This is a genomic window from Vibrio sp. ZF57 (genome assembly GCF_001691235.1).
GTDB lineage: Bacteria > Pseudomonadota > Gammaproteobacteria > Enterobacterales > Vibrionaceae > Vibrio > Vibrio crassostreae_C.
Genome location: NZ_MAKD01000097.1, coordinates 220727 through 240892, shown reverse-complemented (window position 1 = coordinate 240892; position 20166 = coordinate 220727). Strand labels below are relative to the sequence as shown.

Genomic DNA, 20166 nt, shown 5'->3' with positions numbered 1-20166 from the left:
CGATCAAAAAAGCCAACGCATCAACGTTGGCTTCCTGCTGTTTACAAATCAATAGTGTTTGCAAATCGATAGTGTTACGCATCGATCTTGTCACCAATCAATAGAGATTAGTCGACTTGCTTAATCTGTAGCTCTTTTGGTACTTCAAAGAACATGTTCTCTTCACGACCTTGAATCTCTTCAACGTCAGTCGCACCTAGCTCACGAATACGATCTAGAATTTGGTTTACCAGCTCTTCAGGAGCAGAAGCACCGGCTGTTACACCGATTTTCTTTTTCCCTTCAACCCACTCGGTTTGAATGTCTTCAGGACAGTCAGTTAGGTAGCCTGGTGTGCCTAGTTTCTCAGCTAGCTCTTTTAGACGAGTTGAATTCGATGAGTTCTTAGAACCAACCACTATCACCACATCAACGTCATTCGCCATCTCACGCACAGCGTCTTGACGGTTTTGAGTCGCGTAGCAGATGTCGTCTTTACGTGGGCCTTGAATCTCAGGGAACACTCGACGTAGCTCTTCAATCACATCTGCAGTTTCATCTACTGATAGCGTAGTTTGGCTAACATAGTGCAGGTTACTTGGATCATTCACCACGAGGTTCTGTACGTCCTCTGGTCTTTCAACCAAGTACATACCACCAGCTTGGCTCGCGTACTGACCCATAGTGCCTTCCACTTCAGGGTGACCTGCGTGGCCAATCAGTACCACTTCCATATGTTTGCGGCTCGCACGAGCAACCTCCATATGAACTTTAGTCACCAAAGGACACGTCGCATCAAATACCGTTAACTCACGCTCTTTCGCTTCTTTACGAACCGCTTGAGAAACACCGTGAGCCGAAAAGATCACGATGTTGTCGTCTGGCACCTCACTCAGTTCTTCGACAAAAATAGCACCACGCTGCTTGAGCCCCTCAACAACAAAGCGGTTGTGTACCACTTCATGGCGAACATAGATCGGTGGCTGATACATTTCGAGTGCACGCTCTACGATGCTGATCGCACGATCGACACCGGCACAAAAGCCACGAGGGTTAGCTAACATTATTTTCATTTCATTGCTCATCATTTACCGCGGTACTAAGGTTGCTTCTATAGAGTTCGCCGTCAGCGAGGTTCGCATTCTACAGTGAAGCGTCTAGACAGTGAAGCTCTGGGTGAGATCACAGCTGTAAGGCTATCTTATTCTAGCGTGAAGACAGCTATTCTAACGTTAAGAGAGTTATTCTACCGTTAAGATATTGACGTCAAAGCTAACGTCTTGACCAGCGAGTGGGTGATTAAAATCAACCGTCACTGAATCACCTGCGATCTCAGTAATAATACCTGGAATTTCCATACCGTCAGGACCTGAAAATGCCATGATAGTGCCCACTTCAACTTCAGAGTCGCCAACAAACTTAGCACGATCCATATAGTGAATATGATCTGGGTTTGGCATACCAAACGCGTCTTCCGCCTTCAGTTCGATAGACTTTTCAGTGCCGGCTTCAAGTCCAAGTAAGCACGCTTCAAAGTTCTCACTTAGGCTGCCATCACCCATGACGAACTTCGCTGGTTTGCCCATGTTCTCCGTACTATCGGCAACTGAACCATCCTTCATTTTAATCGTAAAATGTAGAGTTACTGCTGAATCATTTTTAATTGCTGCCACGTTACTTTCCTTAGACTTCTTTATTATTTGAGGATGCGCTGTGCTTTGCTTCCTTGTTGACTGAAGCATAAAAAAAAGCGCCGTCGGAATCAACCGACAGCGCTTAGGGCTATTCTATTCTGTGAGTCATAGACTGACTTTGAAGCAAGCTATTTGCTTTCGTCTTTCTTACGGAAACCATCTAAGATGATCATCGCAGCACCGATACAGATTCCCATATCCGCTAAGTTAAATGCAGGCCAGTGGTAAGTGCCCCAGTAGAAGTCTAAGTAATCGACAACAAAGCCATGTACGACTCGGTCAAACACATTACCTACTGCACCACCAATGATGATCGCATAAGCAATGTTATTCCACTTCTCTGTTGCTGGTAGTTTGCTCATCCAGTACGTCAGCATACCTGTTACCGCAAATGCGATACCCGTAAATAACCAACGCTGCCAACCACTTTGATCACTCAAGAAGCTAAACGCTGCACCGTAGTTATGCACGTACAAAAAGTTAAAGAATGGCAGCACCTCAATACGGTTTGCCCAACCATAACCCATATTGTCCATGACAAAGAGTTTAATGCCGATATCAGCCAAGAAGACCAATAGAGCCAGCCATAACCAACGTACACCAGATTGTTTTAACGAAACTTCACTCATTTCTATTCCTAGTATTTACGAAGTTGGTATTCATTGTTAGTCACCTTACGTGACCTTGATTACCAACTTGGTTAAACACATTTCCTATAACTAAAAATAACCCCAGTTGATACTGGGGCTATGATTTTTACAAAAAGTTCAGTCTTTCTCTGAGTCGTTATGCGAACTTACGCACTTCGCCTTCACCGTCGATGTTCGACACACAACGACCACAAACTTTCTCGTGACCTTCGATAGTGCCTACATCTGGAGTGTGGTGCCAGCAACGGTCACACTTCTCAGCTTCAGTAGCCGCAACTTCAACGAATAGACCAGCAACGTCTGTCGCTTGCGCTGCATCAGACTTCTCGCTCAGTGGCTTAACAACAGCTGCAGAGGTGATAAGTACGAAACGTAGCTCATCTTCTAGCTTGTTGATTTTAGCCGCTAGTGCATCGTCAGCGTATAGAGTAACTTCAGCTTGCAGTGCACCACCGATCGTTTTCTCTTTACGAGCATCTTCAAGAAGCTTGTTCACTGCGCCACGAACAGACTGGATTTCAGTCCAGAATTCGTTGCTTAGCTCTTCGCCTTCTGCAAGACCAAATAGACCTTCGAACCACTCACCTGTGAATACGAACGTGTCGCGCTGCTCTCCAGTTGGTAAAGAGCTTGGCATTTCGTTCCAAATTTCATCTGCAGTGAACGACATGATAGGTGCCATCCAACGAACTAGAGCTTCTACGATGTAGTAAAGCGCCGTTTGACAGCTACGTTGAGCATGGCTGCCCTGCTTCGCTGTGTACTGACGGTCTTTGATTACGTCTAGGTAGAAAGAACCCATTTCGATAGAACAGAACTGCATTAGACGTTGAGTCACACCGTGAGTGTTGTACTCGCCGTATGCTTTAACAATCTCTTCTTGTGCAGCTTGAGCACGGCCAACAGCCCAGCGATCAAGTGCAACCATCTCTTCAGCAGGAACTAGGTCAGTTTCAGGGTTGAAACCGTTCAAGTTCGCTAGGAAGAAACGAGCCGTGTTACGAATACGACGGTAAGCATCCGCTGAACGCTTCAGGATTTCATCAGAAACCGCAACTTCACCCGTGTAGTCTGTAGAAGCAACCCATAGACGCAGGATATCTGCACCTAGCTTGTTGGTTACGTCTTTAGGAGCAACAACGTTACCGATAGATTTAGACATCTTACGGCCGTTACCATCCACTACGAAACCGTGCGTTAGTACTTGCTTGTACGGTGCTTCGTCTTTCATCGCGATAGATGAAATTAGAGAAGACTGGAACCAACCACGGTGTTGGTCTGAACCTTCAAGGTAAAGATCAGCACTGTGAGTGCGCTCTTCGTTCGGGAAGTTGTACTCTTCACGAGAATCAACAACAGAGAAGTGCGTAACACCTGAGTCGAACCATACGTCTAACGTATCCATTACTTTTTCGTACTTATCAGCGTCTTCTGCGCCCATAAGTTCAGCAGCGTCTACATCCCACCAAGCTTGAATGCCTTTCTCTTCAACTAGCTTCGCAACTTTTTCAATAAGCGCTGGGCTTTCTGGGTGAAGTTCTGCTGTTTCTTTATGAACAAACAAAGCAATTGGCACACCCCAAGTACGTTGACGAGAGATACACCACTCAGGACGACCTTCAACCATGCCTTCGATACGGCTTTGACCCCATTCAGGCAACCACTCAACACTCTTGATTGACTCTAGTGCTTTAGCACGTAGGCCAGCTTGATCCATAGAGATGAACCATTGTGGTGTTGCGCGGAAGATGATTGGAGTTTTGTGTCTCCAACAGTGTGGGTAGCTGTGCTCGTAAGCGTGGTGATGCAGAAGTGCACCTTTCTCTTTTAGAACTTCTAAAACAGAGTCGTTCGCTTTGAATACGTGCTGACCAGCAAATAGCTCTGTATCTGGCAGGTAAACGCCGTTAGAACCAACTGGGTTAGCGATTTCTAGGTTGTACTTTTTACCAACCACGAAATCTTCTTGACCGTGACCAGGCGCAGTGTGAACCACACCAGTACCTGAATCTGTTGTTACGTGATCGCCAAGAACTGCAGGAACAGTAAAGTCGTAGAACGGGTGGTTGAACTGAGAAAGCTCAAGATCAGCACCTGTAGCAAAACCAAGGTTGTGGAAGTGCTCGATACCTGCACGATCCATTACGTCTTTTGCTAGTTCAGAAGCAACAACGATACGTTGAGCAGGCTGGTCGCCATTCGCTTCAACTTGGATAAGCACGTATTCAAGATCATCACGTAGACATACTGCGCGGTTAGCAGGCAGAGTCCATGGTGTTGTTGTCCAGATAACGATAGAAATTTCGCCTTGACCCGCATGACCTTCAGCTAGAGTAAATTTCTCTAGAAGCGCCGCTTCGTCAGCTGCTGTAAATTTCACATCGATAGATGGAGAAACTTTATCTTTGTATTCAACTTCAGCTTCAGCCAGAGCAGAACCACAGTCAGTACACCAGTGAACTGGCTTGAAACCTTTAAGAAGGTGACCTTTATCTGCGATTTTGCCAAGAGAACGAATGATGTTCGCTTCAGTGCCGAAATCCATAGTGCGGTAAGGTTTGTCCCACTCGCCCATGATGCCAAGACGTTTGAAGCTCTCTTTCTGACCTTCAACTTGACCCGCAGCGTACTTACGACACTCTTCGCGGAATTCAGCAGCCGAAATCTTCTGACCAGGCTTACCTTTCTTCTTCTCAACCATTAGCTCGATTGGAAGACCGTGACAGTCCCAACCAGGGATGTACGGTGCATCAAAACCAGAAAGGGTCTTAGATTTGATAATAATGTCTTTAAGAATCTTATTCAGCGCGTGGCCAATGTGAATGTCGCCGTTCGCGTATGGAGGGCCATCATGCAGTACGAAAGATTTTTTACCTTTCTTTGCCTTACGGATTTCGCCGTAAAGATCTTCTTTGTACCAACGCTTCAGCATTTCTGGCTCACGATTTGCCAGATTGCCGCGCATTGGGAACCCTGTTTCTGGTAAGTTCAGGGTATCTTTATAATCACTCATCGATTCTTAATTCCGTTATATTGGGCGAAGTTAGACATTATGTTAATCGGTGGAATCATCCGATTAATTCTTTAGCTGAAGCAGCCACACCCTTGCGGCTTCAGCATCCAATTCTATTTGATTCTTTAGTGCGTCGAACGATTCAAATTTTATCTCGTCGCGCAGTTTGTGCAAAAGTCGTACTTCTAACTGTTTACCATATAAATTGGCTTTAAAGTCAAAAAAATGCACTTCCAATTGCTGCCTTACCCCATTAACTGTTGGTCGTTGTCCAATATTAGCAACACCACCGACAGGAACACCGTCGATATCCAATGCTTCAACAACATACACCCCCGATACAGGAGAAACACAACGCTTTAATGGAATATTAGCGGTAGGGAAACCGATAGTTCTCCCTAGTTTTCGACCATGGGACACTCGACCACTAATACTGTAATCACGTCCTAACATGGTAGCACTTGCAGCCAAGTCATCGACCGCTAATGCATTTCGTATCTCAGTACTGCTTACTCGTAATTGGTTTAAGCAATAGCTTTGGGTGCTGACCACCTCAAAACCGTACTTCTCGCCCGCCTCTTTGAGCATAGCGAAATTACCGGTACGACCTTTACCAAAGCAAAAATCGTCACCAACCACCAAGAACTTCACACCAAGCTTATCAACCAAAAGATCCTTAATGAATGCTTCCGCGGATAAACTTGCAAAATACTGATTAAAATTAACACACAATAAGCGACTGATATCTAGCTTACTCAGTTGCACGTATTTGTCTCGTAAACGAGTTAAACGTGCTGGTGCTCTATCTCGGGCAAACAGCTCCATAGGCTGCGGTTCAAACGTCATAACAACAGAAGGTAGCCCTAATGCTGCAGCTTGTTTAGAAACCTGACTCAAAACCTCTTGATGTCCTAAATGAACACCATCGAAGTTACCTATGGTTAATACACAGCCATGATGCTGCGCTTTAATATTGTGTATACCTCGGATCAGTTCCATTATGATCAGCTAAAACCTGTTATTTGCATCATTTATTGTGTGAAACCGACGGATTATATACTAATCAGTATTAATCTGTCGCTGCTTTTAAATGTTTTACTCGGATACCTAAAATCAGTACCGAAACAATATAAACAAAGCCACCAAGTCCAATCAAGCCAGTTAATGTCAGCGCTCTCTGGCTAAAGCTCCATTCAAGCCAATGTTGCATATTATCCAGCTGCCATAAAATAGCCGCTACCATCACCACACCTGAGATAATTAATTTGGCACTGAACAACAAGGTTGTCTTAGTTAATTGATACACACCCGCAAGGTGCAATCCTCGATATAACAAGGCCATATTCACAAAGGCAGACAGTGCCGTCGCAATCGCCAAACCCACATAGCCATAAAAATAAGCAAAGATCGCGTTAAACACCATATTGGTCACCATAGCGATAATGCCGTACTTAACCGGTGTTTTGGTATCTTGGCGAGAGTAATAGCCCGGAGCTAAAACTTTAATCAGCATGAAATTAAGCAAGCCTGATGCGTAAGCTACCAATGACATCGATGCTTGCTGTACATCGTGTGGAGAGAACTCACCACGCATAAATAGCACCATCAACATGGGTTTAGCTAAAACGATAAGACCTAACATCGCAGGAATACCAAGCAGCAACACCATGCGCACGCCCCAATCCATGGTATGCGCGAACCCTTCCCCTTGAGCATCTACGTGTTTACGAGACAAAGCAGGAAGAATCACAGTCGCAATCGCGATACCGAATAAACCGAGAGGAAATTCAAGCAGTCGGTCTGAGTAGTACAACCAACTGATAGAGCCTGTTGCGAGGAAGCTGGCAATAAAGGTATCAAACAATAAGTTGATTTGGCTGACCGACACACCGAACAAAGCAGGGATCATTAATGTGCGGATCTTAACCACACCTGGATCTCTCCAGCCCCACTTCGGCTTAACCAATACACCCGCTTTGATCAAGAAAGGCATTTGGAAAAGGAATTGGACTAAGCCACCAAGAAACACACCAATCGCCAAACCAATTTCTGGTTGATCTAAATTAGGTGAGATAAACCACGCAGCGCCTATGATCATCACGTTCAAGAACACAGGCGTAAAAGAAGAGACCGCAAACTTACCTAATGTATTAAGAATGGCACCAGATAAAGCAACGAAGGTAATAAACCATAAATAAGGAAAGGTAATCTTGAGCATAAAGCTCGCCAACTCAAACTTTGGCGCTGATGGACCATCATTTAGCCAGTCGATAAACCAACCCGCACCAAACATCGCGGTGATCACGCCAGAGCCCAATACCCCGATAACGGTGACAATAGAAACTAAAACCCCGAGCGTACCCGACACCTTAGCAATTAAATCTCGTGTCTTATCTTTATCACCTGCGGCGTGATATTCCGTTAATACAGGAACAAACGCTTGAGAAAACGCACCCTCTGCAAAAAGTCGACGTAAGAAATTAGGAATTTTATTAGCGAAGAAAAATACGTCGGCACTCGCTCCTGCCCCCATCAAATTTGCTACTACTACATCACGTACTAGCCCCAATACACGGGAAACAAAAGTCATTGCGCTGACAATCAGGCCTGACTTTAATAGTCGTTTACTCACAGAAACCTCTGACACTGGTTGATTACTTTCAAGCGAGGATAAATACTATCCTGTCCTAAGAAGCATATTTATTAGCATTGGTCTAAAAATGCTGTTAGAATCCCCGCCATCTTAACCGCGATGACCTTTCCATACCAAAGTTTGTTTGGCTACGATTGGTTTTTGCACAAATCATTTGACAATTAAGCGCTAATGAGGGATAGTCCTCGCCCTTAAATTGTCACCGAACTAAGTTTTTGGGAGTTAGACCCTTGGCAAACAGTAAATCTGCTAAGAAGCGCGCTATCCAAGCTGAGAAACGTCGCCAGCACAATGCTAGCCGTCGTTCTATGATGCGCACTTACATGAAAAAGACTATCGCAGCTATCGCAGCTGGTGATAAAGAAGCTGCAACTGCTGCTCTTGTAGAAGTTACACCACTTCTTGACCGTATGGCGACTAAAGGCCTTATTCATAAGAATAAAGCTGCACGTCATAAGTCTCGTTTCGCTGCTGCAATCAAAGCTCTTTAATAGAAATTTGATTACAACGCAAAACGAAAAAAACCGGCCTAGGCCGGTTTTTTTATATCTAAATTTTGAGTAACGCTTTTATTTTACGTGCTAACAGCCGTTTTTCTGACCGATAAACAATTTAAGCAGATAGATAAAACAAACAATCAGAAAAATAAATAGAGAAGCAAATTGGTACGTAGATAGGTAGATAGATAGGTAGATAGATAGATAGGTAGATAGGTAGATAGGTAAACACTAACGTTCAATGTGAAATGCTAACACTTCCTTGTGTCATTCTATCGCTGATAAGAAATCCCCCTCCCACCAGCAATAAGCTACTTGCAGTAAATACCATGCAGTAGGTTAATCATCGCTTTTACTTCTTCACTACTCAATGTGTAATACACAGTTTGAGCTTCTTTGCGAGTTTCGACCAAACCATCTCTTCTCAACCAAGCAAGATGTTGAGATAAAGCAGACTGACTCAGTTCCAACTTGCCACACAACTCCCCAACCGACAGTTCAGTGCCATGTAATAGGCACAAAATCTGTAAGCGACGCTCGTTAGCCATGGCTTTGAGTAGAATCACAGCTTGTGCTGAGTTCTTCTCCATCTCTTTTAAGTTCATAGTTTGGCTCCCTACAACCTTTACGCCAACTACGGGCTATCAGTATTTCCGGCATATTGCGGAGTTATGATAATCGATATCAATTCATTAACAAACTATCTCACTCGAACAATTTGCTAAAATCTGCGTCACATACGTTTTTTACTGCTGGATGTTGGATCATCCTCTCAGCAAATATGACGTAGTACTCCTCTTTTAACTCTTCAATACCGCCTAATAGTTGCAGTGATGTGTCGTCTTCCACTTCAGACATATAAATCGTCGGTGCTAAAAATATTACGTCATGATGGTAACGAGCAAAAGCCTTCATCAATGCGGCATCATCAAACTCACCTAAAATATCTGGCTTAAGCCCTTGTCTATCAAACCATTGCAGCACTTTACGACCCATTGAGGTTCGGCTGCCAGGGATCAAAAGCTTTCTTTGCTCCAATACAGCAGGGAAATTAACCCCTTCAACCTGACCTGAACTAAAAAAGCTCATTCCACTCTCACCCAGCTTTTTACTGAACAGGCCCGGGCTTTGACTAGAGTCCACCGGACAGTCAGACAAAATCATATCGAGCTTATGTTGAGAGAGTTGCTCAAGTAGCATTTCATGGGTCGATTCAAAACAGCGCAAGTGAATGCTGTTATCTGGAGGGATGGTCGACATCAGTATCTTACTGACGAGTCTTTTAGAGAGCGCATCCGCGACGCCAACATCAAACAGAATATTGGAGTGCTGGCTGTAATTCACGATGTCCAGCATCTCGTAACTCAGGCCAAACATACGATCGGCATATTTAAAGACCAGTTGCCCAAGCTCTGTAGGCTCAACACTTCGGCCATTACGCTTGGTCAACTTGCCATCCATGCGTTCTTCTAAGGCTTTTATCTGCCCCGTTACCGTTTGTGGTGTTAGGAATAGGGCTTCTGCAGCTTTAGTAACAGAGCCTTGCTTGCAAACCATCCAGAAGTAATACAGATGGTTGTAGTTGAGATGCGACATAGATGTGCCGTAATAAAAGAGTAGATACCCTTTTATATCAAATATGACACCGCCACTCAACAAACTCGAAAAAACCTAACCAAACATAGATTTACCACTTATTTTTTCGAAGTGTCTGATTTCATAATGTAATATTTCATCGATTATTTTCAATTTTTTTCTAACTTTTAAGATCTATATCACCTATAGAATTTCCATTAAAAAACAATTTAAAACAACAACTTAAAACAACCACATTAGCAATTGGAATATTTAAAGAGTAAATCATCACAAAAAAGTCGCACCTAAACCAAAATGTAATATTACTGAAATATTTCCCCTCTAACATCACGCTCAGATTAAACAAACAGACCAAACACAGACTTAAACGGTCCAATGGAGAAAACATTATGAACCAAGCTACTACTGCAGCAGCGCCTATCTCGAGCACTACTCGTTGGCTACGCTGGGCTAACTTGGCATTCATGCTTTACCTACTATTACTTTCAGTTTCAATGGTTGGTACAGGCTTCAAATGGGCAACAGGCGAGCAAGCAAAGGTTCTTTTCGAATTTGCTTCACACCCAGTTGCAGGCTTAATGATTGGTTTAGTAGCAACAGCGCTTATTCAATCATCAAGTACAGTTACTTCAATTATCGTTGGCCTTGTGGCAGGTGGTTTACCTGTTGAGCTAGCAATTCCTATGATCATGGGTGCTAACATTGGTACTACGGTAACCAATACGCTAGTTAGCCTTGGTCACGTTCGTTGTAAAGAAGAGTTCAAACGTGCATTCGCAAGTGCGACAATCCACGACTTCTTTAACCTATTAGCCGTTGCTATCTTCCTACCACTAGAGATGGCGTTTGGAATTCTAGAGAAAATTTCTCACTGGTTAGTATCACCGATGCTAGCAACAGGTGATATGAGCATGGGTGGTCTTAACTTCATCAAGCCAATCACTAAGCCTGTTGTAAGTGCGATTAAAGAACCACTATCAACGTTTGGCGACACTGTTGGCGGCATCATGCTTATCGCTCTAGGTATCGCAACTATCTTCGTAGCTATTACTGTAATGGGTAAGCTGATGAAGAGCCTAATGGTTGGTCGTGCTCGTGAGATTCTAAAGAACGCAATCGGTCGTGGTCCAATCCACGGTATCGCTTCTGGCTCTATCGTGACTATCCTTGTTCAGTCTTCTTCTACGACAACAAGCTTGATGGTTCCACTAGTAGGTTCAGGTGTTCTTAAAGTACGTGACGTTTACCCATTCACTCTGGGTGCAAACATCGGTACATGTATTACGGCTCTACTTGCAGCTACAGCAGTGTCTGGTGAGTTCGCAGTATTCGCACTACAAATTGCTCTAGTACACTTGGTGTTCAACATCATGTCAACGGTATTCATCTTCGGTATCCCGTTCCTACGTGAACTTCCAGTTAAAGCGGCAGACATGATTTCAGACATGGCTGTGAAGAACAAAGCTGTAGTGGCTGGTTACCTTGTTGCGGTATTCCTTGTACTGCCTGGTAGCGTGTTAGCTCTTACCGCTTAATAGCAAAATAAACATCGCTTATAGCAAAGCCCGCTACCTCCTAGGTTGCGGGCTTTTTCTTTTTAAGAGCAGATACGGGATTCGGGTAAACGAGTAACGAAGAGCTAAAATCAAATTCGAGATATGAGTAAGCTTGTGACAAGAGCTGAAACTGATACGATATAAGAGTAAATCGGTAAGGTAAGCATTACTCACCAAAGAAGTCCGTTCTAGCTCTTCGTATCCCGCATCTCGTTTACCCGCATCTATATATTTCCGTCATTCCCTACAGCGAGGAACGAGCGTGATAGGGAATCCCACAAACGCACCACGAAAGAGACTCCCAACTCCTTCCTTCGTCAGTCTAGGGAATGATGAATCGAAAAAAGATTCGAGATGCGTGTAAGCGAGTATCGAAGAGAAAGAGCCAATGCGCGTTGAGAGTATACGAGTAACATAAAGCATCACACAGCATATGATTTCTCTGCTCTTCGAATCTCGATTACTCGTCACTGTAACTTAGATACAAAAAAGGCTGCACAGAGGCAGCCTTTCAATCAAACAAAGCGAGTGAGATTAAACCGAGAATGGGTACTTAATCGCTTCGTGGCATTCGTAACCTTCAACCCAGAAGTCATCCATCGTTACCCATGTTTCCAAATCTTCTAGAGACTTAATCTGAGGATTGATATGGAATGTTGGGCCAGCTAACGGCTCACGCTTTAACTGGATATCACGCATAGGTGCAAGTTGATCTTCGTAAATATGAGCATTTACTAGCTTATGGTAAGCCACGCCAGCTTTCTTACCCGTGATTTGCGCCATGATAGCTAGGAAGACATACACTTGAACCATGTTGAAGTTCAGGCCTAGGGGTACATCGCAAGAGCGCTGAGTGCTGTTTAGGTACAGAGTATCACCAAGTAGTGAGAAGTGATGGCTGTACATACACGGACGCAAACATCCCATGTGGAACTCACCTGGGTTGTAGAAGTTTAAGATCTCGCCGCGGTCATCAATACCGTTAGTTAGATCATCAACAATCTTCTTCAGTTGGTCGATATGACCGCCGTCAGGTTTTGCCCATGCACGTCCTTGAACGCCATAAACACGGCCCATGTCATCTTCACCCTTGCGGTAAGGGTTATTCAGCCATGCTTCATTCAGGTTAGAATTCGCATCCCAAGTTTTAGTCCCTAGCTTACGAAAATCTTCAGCATTGTCGTAACCACGGATATAGCCAAGCAGCTCAGCAACTGCGGCTTTCCAAAAACTCTTACGCGTTGTTACCAGTGGGAATTGGTTATTACCAACATCATATTCAAGGTCAGCATTGATCACGGTTAGGCAACGCTTGCCCGTGCGTTCATTTTCAATCCAAGTACCGTCATCAACGATACGCTGACAGAGATCTAAATACTGTTTCACACCAATTCCTTACTTCGTTTGTTGTGGTAATTCGTCTTTGTAGTGACCACGCTTGTATGCCCACACCATCATCAGCACACCGATGATAACCATTGGCAGTGACAAAATTTGTCCCATAGAGATAAATCCACCGAACAAACCTAGGTGAGCATCAGGTTCACGTACGTATTCTACTAAGAAGCGGAATGTACCATATCCAGCTAGGAATAACCCTGATACAGAACCAAGAGGACGCGGCTTTTTGATAAACCAGTTCAAGATGAAGAACAGCACGATACCTTCAAGCGCCATCTCGTAAAGTTGAGATGGGTGACGAGGAAGTGGACCACCGTTAGGGAACACAATCGCCCATGGCACATCAGTCACACGGCCCCAAAGCTCGCTGTTCATGAAGTTACCTAGACGGCCCATACCTAAACCAAATGGGACGAGTGGTGCAATCATGTCTGCCACGCCAAAGAAGGTGCGACCATTCTTTTTCGCATACCAGAACATTGCGGTGATAACACCCAGCAAGCCACCGTGGAAAGACATACCGCCAGTCCATACCTTAAATAGGTACAGTGGGTCTGCTAGGAAAAGGTCAAAGTTGTAGAAAAGTACGTAGCCAATACGACCACCCAACACCACACCTAGAAAGCCAGCAAACAGTAAGTCTGATACTTGCTCTCGAGTCCAACCACTACCCGGTTGATCAGCTCGGCGATTTGCTAACCAAAGAGCAAACATAAAACCGACAAGGTACATTAGGCCGTACCAACGAACTGAGATTGGTCCTAGTTCAATAAGAACAGGATCGATATTTGGGAATTCGATAAAACCCTGAGACATACTTGGCTCTCTATCTAAATTGATTAACGGTTAGCTCAATGACTAACAGAAAAGACACTACAGCAGCATTGTGGCTGCTATAAACATTAAAAATACCGCAAAGAATTTCTTCAGCACAGGGGTTGGCAATTGAGTGGCCAGTTTCGCACCCACTCGAGTGGTCAAAACTGAGGTACAAGATATCGCGATCAAAGCCGGTAGATAAACATAACCCAAGCTATACGCAGGAAGATCATCGACAGAAGATCCATGCCAAATGAAACCTAGCATTCCCGAAATCGCGATAACACAACCGCATACCGAAGATGAGCCGACGGCTTTACGCATTTCCACACCGTGATGGTTAAGGAAAGGTACCGATAAAGACCCACCGCCAATGCCCGCTAAGCTTGATACCAAACCAATCCCGCCGCCACACAACACGGTTTTAGCTGAACCCGGCATCGATTTTTGGCTCTTGGAGCGAATCGACAATAGCATTTGCAACGCCAACACCAAAACAATCACACCAAAGACTTTTGGTAAGTATTGAGCTGGAATTACATCGGCCACGAAAGAGCCGAGGAAGCCACCTATCACCACACCTGGCATCAACCATTTAACGACAAACATCTCTACGTTACCCAACTTTAGATGGTTAATCGCAGACGATCCCGACGTAACGATGATGGTTGATAGCGAAGTAGCCAATGCCATTTGCATCGCAAACTCTTGGGGGATACCCGCTTTAGGAAGCAAAAACAGTAAGGCAGGAACAACCAGCAAACCACCACCAATGCCTAGCAAGCCTGCTAAAACACCAACAATAGCACCAAGGCCCGCTAACAAACCTATCAGTTCATATGACACGTTAAATCCTATTTTTTACCTGCTCGAATGAAGCCTGTAAATTCACGCTCTTCGAAATAGTTCAGCATCATACTATAGATGTCACTACCATACGGTTTTGAAAGTGCCTTATTTGCCAAATCCTGTAATTCAGCCAAGTTCGATTGACGAATCAAATATTTGGTTCTTGCGACATTCGAGGTATTCATACTTAACGTCTCATACCCCAATCCAATCAATAGCAGCGCGCCCATCGGGTCACCGGCTAACTCGCCACAAATACAAACAGGTAATTGATATTGCTTACAAGTATCATGAATTTGTTTTAATGCCATGATCACCGCAGGGTGCATTGATTCATAGACATCGGATACTCGTGAATTGTTCCGATCAACCGCTAATAAATATTGGGTTAAGTCGTTGGTACCGACTGAAACAAAGTCGACCTTATGCGCAATCAGCGGCAGTATGTACAGCATGGATGGCACTTCAATCATGATACCAACGCGAGGCATACGCACTCGGTTATCAAGCTCATGCACTTCATCATACGCTTGTTCAATCAACTGTAGCGCGTCATCCAACTCCTGTGCACCAGAGATCATCGGCAGCAAAATACTCAAGTTATGGCTTTCACAGCTCGCACGTAGCATGGCACGTAACTGAATAATAAAGATGTCAGGATGATCGAGCGTAAACCGAATACCACGCCAACCAAGGAATGGATTGTCCTCTTCGATAGGAAAATACGGTAAGGCCTTATCACCACCGATATCGAGTGTACGCATCACCACTTGTTTCTCTGGGTAGCTTGCCAGTACAGAACGATACTGCTTGAATTGTTCATCCTCTGACGGGAATCTTTGCTGCAACAAGAAAGAAATTTCAGTTCGATACAGCCCTACGCCATCAACGCCTTGGTTGATAGCGATGTTAGTGTCTGCACTTAAACCCGCATTAAGCAGAATCTCGACTTGCTTGTTGTCTTGCGTTTTTGCCGGTAGGTACAGCTCGCGATTGACCATAGAGGAGAGCTCACTCTCTTCTAGAATCAGCCCTCGATACTCTTTGAGCAGGCTTTTAGTCGGCTCAATAAAGATCTCACCGCTATACCCATCAACAATCGCTCGCTTGCCATTAGCTTGAGCTAGGTTGAGGTTTACCCCCATGACGGAAGGTATGCCAAGCGCTCGAGATAAAATCGCTGCGTGCGAGTTCGCCGCCCCTTCCAAGGAAATCACCGCTAAGAGCTTTTCTTTGGGAATAGACGCTAATACCGAAGCGGTTAACTCACGAACCACTAGGATAATCGGCTTATCTAACGTGCGAAGTTCATGTTCAGAGTTGTGGAGGAAATAGAGCAGCCTTTGTCCGAGCTCTCGGATGTCTTGTGCTCTCTCACGAAGATACACGTCCGACATACGAGCAAAGCGATTAGAATAACTCTCTACAACCTGTCTTAGTGCCCAATCGGCTTTATCGCCTTTCTGGATTTGGCTTTTTAGATCCTTACGCAGCATAGGATCGTTGAGTAAGTGAGTAAACAGGTCAAAGATCGCCAACGCATCTTTATTGATTTCGCTATCTAAGCGCTTTCGCATGCGCTTAAAGTCATTGAGGGCGTTTTCAACCGCTACCGCCAACAACTCATGCTCTCTCTCTATATTGAGCGTCGAAGCAGGATAAACATCGGTGAGTTCAGGCTGAGTGTTGTCCCACCATAAGTCACCAATCGCCACGCCCGATGAAGCTGCAATACCTTTAGTAGCCGGTAGCTTCTGTTGCTCTAACAGCCAATGGCCTTGAGTTTGGGCGTGCGCCACAATAACGGCAAGTTGTGCAGAGAGCGTGACAAGGAAGGATTCTTCCATCTCACTAAATAAACGTGGGGTCTTCTGTTGAATGACCAATACACCGAGCACTTGCTTGCGGTGGATAATCGGAGTACCGAGAAAAGAGTGATAGACGTTTTCTCCAAGCTCTGGAAAAAACTTATAAGCAGGGTGAGCAGACGCTTGTGCAAGGTTGATAGGTTCAGCACTTCTTTTAACAAGGCCAACCAGACCTTCGTCAAAACCAATGTGAATGCTATTGCCTTTGAAGATCAGGCCTTGAGTTGCCATCAACTCAAGGCGCTGCATATCATTATTTGCCAAATACACGGTGCAACATTCCGTCTGCATCGCACTGCATGTCTCTTTAACCAAAATATCAAGAGCCGTCGACACATCTTCAACTCTTGATACGTGTTCAACTATTTCCCTTAGTTGACTGAGCATGCTTAACCTCTACGCAATTTGCGCTTTCCTTTTATTTTTCGCTCTTTAAACGGCATTGCTAAAGATGCGAACTCTTTCATCGCTCGACGGTAAACATCTCGCTTGAAAGAAACAACTTGTCGAACTGGGTACCAGTAACTCACCCAACGCCAACCATCAAACTCAGGTGTACTTCCACGCTGCATATTGATATGCGATTCATCGCAATCTAAGCGCAAAAGGAACCACTTCTGTTTTTGTCCAATACAGACAGGTTTAGAATCCCACCGAACCAGTCGTTTGGGTAGCTTGTAGCGTAACCAATGACGACTTGTCGCGACGATCTTTACATCCTTTTTAGTAAGGCCAACCTCTTCATACAACTCGCGGTACATTGCCTGTTCCGGAGTCTCACCTTCATCTATTCCCCCTTGAGGGAATTGCCATGAATGTTGCCCGTATCGTTTAGCCCAGAAGACCTGACCATGGTTGTTACAGATTACAATACCAACATTTAATCGGTAACCATCGCCATCTATCACTGGCCAACCTCTATCTAAATTTTTAATTACTCTGATTTTTCCACATATCCCCAATCGGAGCAAACTTAGTGACGTGATAAGCGCTATATTTATGAATAATAACTAGGAATATGGATAAGTTTTGCTCAAATTCTAGTTACCCACACAATAGTGAGACATAGACCACATTTATTCACCTTTTCTGTGAATAACTATGTGAAGAATTACCCGCAATCGTTTTTTTTAATCCATAGATTCATCAACACCAAAAACAACAAATCAGTCAAAATAATTTTATTATCATATAAATCAGTAAATTAAAATAACATTCTAGTTTTAAAAAACATTAGAAATGTAAAAGATCTTTCAGAAACCTGACATGGTTAAAGATCAACCACTCCGATGTTTATCCACACTACTAAGTGAAAGATTCATTTTGAACCCCATTTGGCAAGCATTTTATCCACCATAAACCCCTGTTTATTTATCCACTAAATTAATATTTCAATTAATTACCTTTATGTCCTGTGGATAACCCTGAGTTTGATCCCTTTTCTCGCAAGGAGATCATTTCTTAACCAGTCGTCATTTGGTGATAACTTCTGATAAAATCATTTTTTTGATCATGCCTTTTATTATGAAACCAGAACCACAAACACAACAAGAGCTGTTAGAGCGCGCGTATGCCATCGCCGGAATGACCTTTAAAGAGCTCGCTGACGAAGCTGAGATGGTGATGCCAAACGACCTTAAGCGTGATAAAGGCTGGGTTGGGCAGCTATTGGAATGGCACTTGGGTGCACCTGCAGGCAGTAAGCCAGAACAAGATTTTGCCAAGCTCGGTATCGAGCTAAAAAGCATTCCGATTAGCTACTCTGGCAAGCCACTCGAAACCACCTTTGTGTGTGTTGCTCCTTTGATGGGTGTGCAAGGCATAACTTGGGAAACCAGCCACGTTCGAAACAAGCTGTCTAAGGTGTTGTGGATCCCTGTCGAGGGAGAAAGAGAGATCCCGCTAGCAGAGAGGCATGTAGGATCCCCATTATTATGGACACCTAGCCAAGCTGAAGACGAACTCTTGAAGCGAGATTGGGAAGAACTGATGGAGTTGATCGTTTTAGGCAATGTTGAACAGATAACAGCAAGGCACGGTGAAGCGCTGCATCTACGACCAAAAGCCGCCAACAGCCGAGTGTTAACGGAAGCCTACGGTGCAAGTGGAAAACCTATCAAAACTAAACCACGTGGTTTCTATCTGCGAACTCAATTCACCCATAAATTACTGACAACACATTACGCATAGATCGTTTAATCGAGCCTCGATAGCCAAAACTATCAGTGCGTTAAAAAACAGTCTGGAATTAGAATCAATATCTCGCTACCAACGCCTCTTAATGAGGTTTGAGCGCCAGTTCAATATCACAGTAGCTTTGGCTTGGCTCATTACCAAACTCATCATAGGCGTTGTGTAAGCGAAGATACGCCTTTTCAAAGCCGAGCCGGAGTAACTCTTCTTTCACTTGATCCAAGGATCCAAAGTGAAGCGGCTCACCGTCTTGCTTTACCGGTTCTAGCTTGTGTTTATATTCCACTGCTAATAGATATTCCGAGATATCGGAACAGCCAATAACGTATACCTTTGGTGTTTGATACGAGTCTTTGTGCTCTCCATGTAACCACATGTCTAATTGATGCTTTTGCATAGCCAGCCTCCCTTGCTCTATAAAGCGTAGTAGAACTCTTTTTCTTTACTAGATAACGACTTAAAAAAGCACACATAACGGCTTAAAAAAGCAAAAAAGAGAAGCAAGTGCTTCTCTTTTTTGGCCAGTTCTAGTTCAAAAGCTTGCACTTCCGACGCCACAACTATCGCTGATATTTATCTTAAGGGGTGAAAGGCGCTATCACCCCACAAGATTACGTCGGTATTCGCGCGCTTAAGACTCGACGAAGGTGACGAACTCGACGTTCAATCGTAACGACTTCAGGTTCAGAAAAACCAATTGGTCGACCATCGGCTTCAAGGCCAATATCTCTCAATAAATGAGTATTGTTCCATGGTAGATCGTATGAACTACGACGAACTTTTCGTTGCCATTCACGTTCTTCACGACGAAGGTCTGCACGGATAAGGACTGTTGCTAGTTTTAAGTATACTGAGTGACGCATAATAACTCTCCAGTTGTAAAATAAACTGAGGAAAAATAGCGTGTTAAATAGTATGAGGGCTTCTCACTTAGCTGCTATTTTTCCGCAGCCAAATAAGGGTACGGATCTATTAGTTAGGTTTATCTTGGGTGTTTCGATCGGCCATGGCTGATGTTTGTGACATAACAGTCACCATGTCAGTACACGGATCAAACGACGCGCAAATATGCTGTATAAAATCGAAATGTTTCATTTGCGCCTCCAAGCTAACTAAAAAATCCAAAAAGAAATGAGATAATAAAAGCAAATAAGTCTTTGTTAAACCATTGCTTTCACGGTTAAAGTCTAACCAAGTGAGTATATTATTCAACCGATAATTGATTAACAATTTCAAAACAAATGATTCACCCAAAATATTAGTTGCATATTACTTTATATATAACATATTCACTATGATTATATAAAATCACAGAACATCTCTCTTAAAGACCGAGCCTCTAATAGCTCAATCTATCAACCTGTAAATCTGTCAATCTGTCAATCTGTCAGCAGTCAA

The 20166-nt window shown here is 44.0% G+C and carries 18 protein-coding genes; 3 read left to right on the top strand and 15 right to left on the bottom strand.

Annotated features, from left to right (window positions below):
* Positions 1-107: 107 nt before the first annotated feature.
* From ispH to murJ, 6 genes are all read right to left on the bottom strand, one after another.
* Positions 108-1064 (bottom strand): 4-hydroxy-3-methylbut-2-enyl diphosphate reductase, encoded by a 957-nt coding sequence (gene ispH / locus A6D97_RS15320; protein ID WP_065584735.1) that lies wholly within the window; start codon positions 1062-1064, stop codon positions 108-110.
* Between the two features lie 156 nt (positions 1065-1220).
* Positions 1221-1652 carry an FKBP-type peptidyl-prolyl cis-trans isomerase gene (gene fkpB / locus A6D97_RS15315; RefSeq protein WP_017059345.1) on the bottom strand — a complete coding sequence of 144 codons (432 nt, stop codon included), beginning with the start codon at positions 1650-1652 and terminating at the stop codon, positions 1221-1223.
* 149 nt (positions 1653-1801) lie between these two features.
* Positions 1802-2302, bottom strand: a complete 501-nt coding sequence (gene lspA / locus A6D97_RS15310; protein ID WP_004739521.1) for a signal peptidase II — start codon at positions 2300-2302, stop codon at positions 1802-1804.
* A 157-nt stretch (positions 2303-2459) separates the two neighbouring features.
* Positions 2460-5336, bottom strand: coding sequence for an isoleucine--tRNA ligase (ileS, locus tag A6D97_RS15305; RefSeq protein ID WP_017059344.1), 2877 nt, complete (start codon positions 5334-5336; stop codon positions 2460-2462).
* A 63-nt stretch (positions 5337-5399) separates the two neighbouring features.
* Positions 5400-6335: a bifunctional riboflavin kinase/FAD synthetase gene (gene ribF / locus A6D97_RS15300; RefSeq protein WP_017062867.1), complete on the bottom strand. Its 936-nt coding sequence runs from the start codon at positions 6333-6335 to the stop codon at positions 5400-5402.
* A gap of 70 nt (positions 6336-6405) precedes the next feature.
* Positions 6406-7968, bottom strand: a complete 1563-nt coding sequence (gene murJ / locus A6D97_RS15295) for a murein biosynthesis integral membrane protein MurJ (RefSeq protein WP_048606849.1) — start codon at positions 7966-7968, stop codon at positions 6406-6408.
* Positions 7969-8219: 251 nt separating this feature from the next.
* Between murJ and rpsT the strand changes: the two genes are divergently transcribed.
* Positions 8220-8480 (top strand): 30S ribosomal protein S20, encoded by a 261-nt coding sequence (gene rpsT / locus A6D97_RS15290; protein WP_004739529.1) that lies wholly within the window; start codon positions 8220-8222, stop codon positions 8478-8480.
* A 317-nt stretch (positions 8481-8797) separates the two neighbouring features.
* Here the strand turns inward: rpsT and A6D97_RS15285 are convergent, their stop codons facing one another.
* Positions 8798-9091 carry a metalloregulator ArsR/SmtB family transcription factor gene (locus A6D97_RS15285; RefSeq protein WP_004735028.1) on the bottom strand — a complete coding sequence of 98 codons (294 nt, stop codon included), beginning with the start codon at positions 9089-9091 and terminating at the stop codon, positions 8798-8800.
* A gap of 100 nt (positions 9092-9191) precedes the next feature.
* Entirely contained in the window at positions 9192-10082 is an 891-nt protein-coding gene (gene nhaR / locus A6D97_RS15280) for a transcriptional activator NhaR (protein WP_017059341.1), read from the bottom strand.
* 389 nt (positions 10083-10471) lie between these two features.
* Between nhaR and A6D97_RS15275 the strand changes: the two genes are divergently transcribed.
* Positions 10472-11617, top strand: coding sequence for a Na/Pi symporter (locus A6D97_RS15275; RefSeq protein WP_017059340.1), 1146 nt, complete (start codon positions 10472-10474; stop codon positions 11615-11617).
* 555 nt (positions 11618-12172) lie between these two features.
* Here the strand turns inward: A6D97_RS15275 and A6D97_RS15270 are convergent.
* The 5 genes from A6D97_RS15270 to rppH are packed head-to-tail and all read right to left on the bottom strand — an operon-like array spanning position 12173 to position 17483.
* Positions 12173-13024, bottom strand: a complete 852-nt coding sequence (locus A6D97_RS15270; RefSeq protein WP_017059339.1) for a thymidylate synthase — start codon at positions 13022-13024, stop codon at positions 12173-12175.
* A gap of 9 nt (positions 13025-13033) precedes the next feature.
* Positions 13034-13855 carry a prolipoprotein diacylglyceryl transferase gene (gene lgt / locus A6D97_RS15265; RefSeq protein WP_017059338.1) on the bottom strand — a complete coding sequence of 274 codons (822 nt, stop codon included), beginning with the start codon at positions 13853-13855 and terminating at the stop codon, positions 13034-13036.
* A gap of 57 nt (positions 13856-13912) precedes the next feature.
* Positions 13913-14704, bottom strand: a complete 792-nt coding sequence (locus tag A6D97_RS15260) for a sulfite exporter TauE/SafE family protein (protein WP_017059337.1) — start codon at positions 14702-14704, stop codon at positions 13913-13915.
* A gap of 8 nt (positions 14705-14712) precedes the next feature.
* Positions 14713-16962: a phosphoenolpyruvate--protein phosphotransferase gene (gene ptsP, locus A6D97_RS15255; RefSeq protein ID WP_017059336.1), complete on the bottom strand. Its 2250-nt coding sequence runs from the start codon at positions 16960-16962 to the stop codon at positions 14713-14715.
* A gap of 2 nt (positions 16963-16964) precedes the next feature.
* On the bottom strand, positions 16965-17483 hold the full coding sequence (gene rppH, locus A6D97_RS15250; RefSeq protein ID WP_017059335.1) for an RNA pyrophosphohydrolase: 519 nt from the start codon (positions 17481-17483) through the stop codon (positions 16965-16967).
* 616 nt (positions 17484-18099) lie between these two features.
* Between rppH and mutH the strand changes: the two genes are divergently transcribed.
* Positions 18100-18765: a DNA mismatch repair endonuclease MutH gene (gene mutH / locus A6D97_RS15245; RefSeq protein WP_032546406.1), complete on the top strand. Its 666-nt coding sequence runs from the start codon at positions 18100-18102 to the stop codon at positions 18763-18765.
* 88 nt (positions 18766-18853) lie between these two features.
* Here mutH and A6D97_RS15240 read toward each other — a convergent pair whose 3' ends face one another.
* The gene (locus tag A6D97_RS15240) at positions 18854-19165 is read right to left on the bottom strand and encodes a DUF6482 family protein (protein WP_004735016.1); all 312 of its coding nucleotides are present in this window, start codon (positions 19163-19165) and stop codon (positions 18854-18856) included.
* Positions 19166-19379: 214 nt separating this feature from the next.
* Positions 19380-19631 (bottom strand): hypothetical protein, encoded by a 252-nt coding sequence (locus A6D97_RS15235; RefSeq protein WP_004735015.1) that lies wholly within the window; start codon positions 19629-19631, stop codon positions 19380-19382.
* Positions 19632-20166 lie beyond the last annotated feature (535 nt).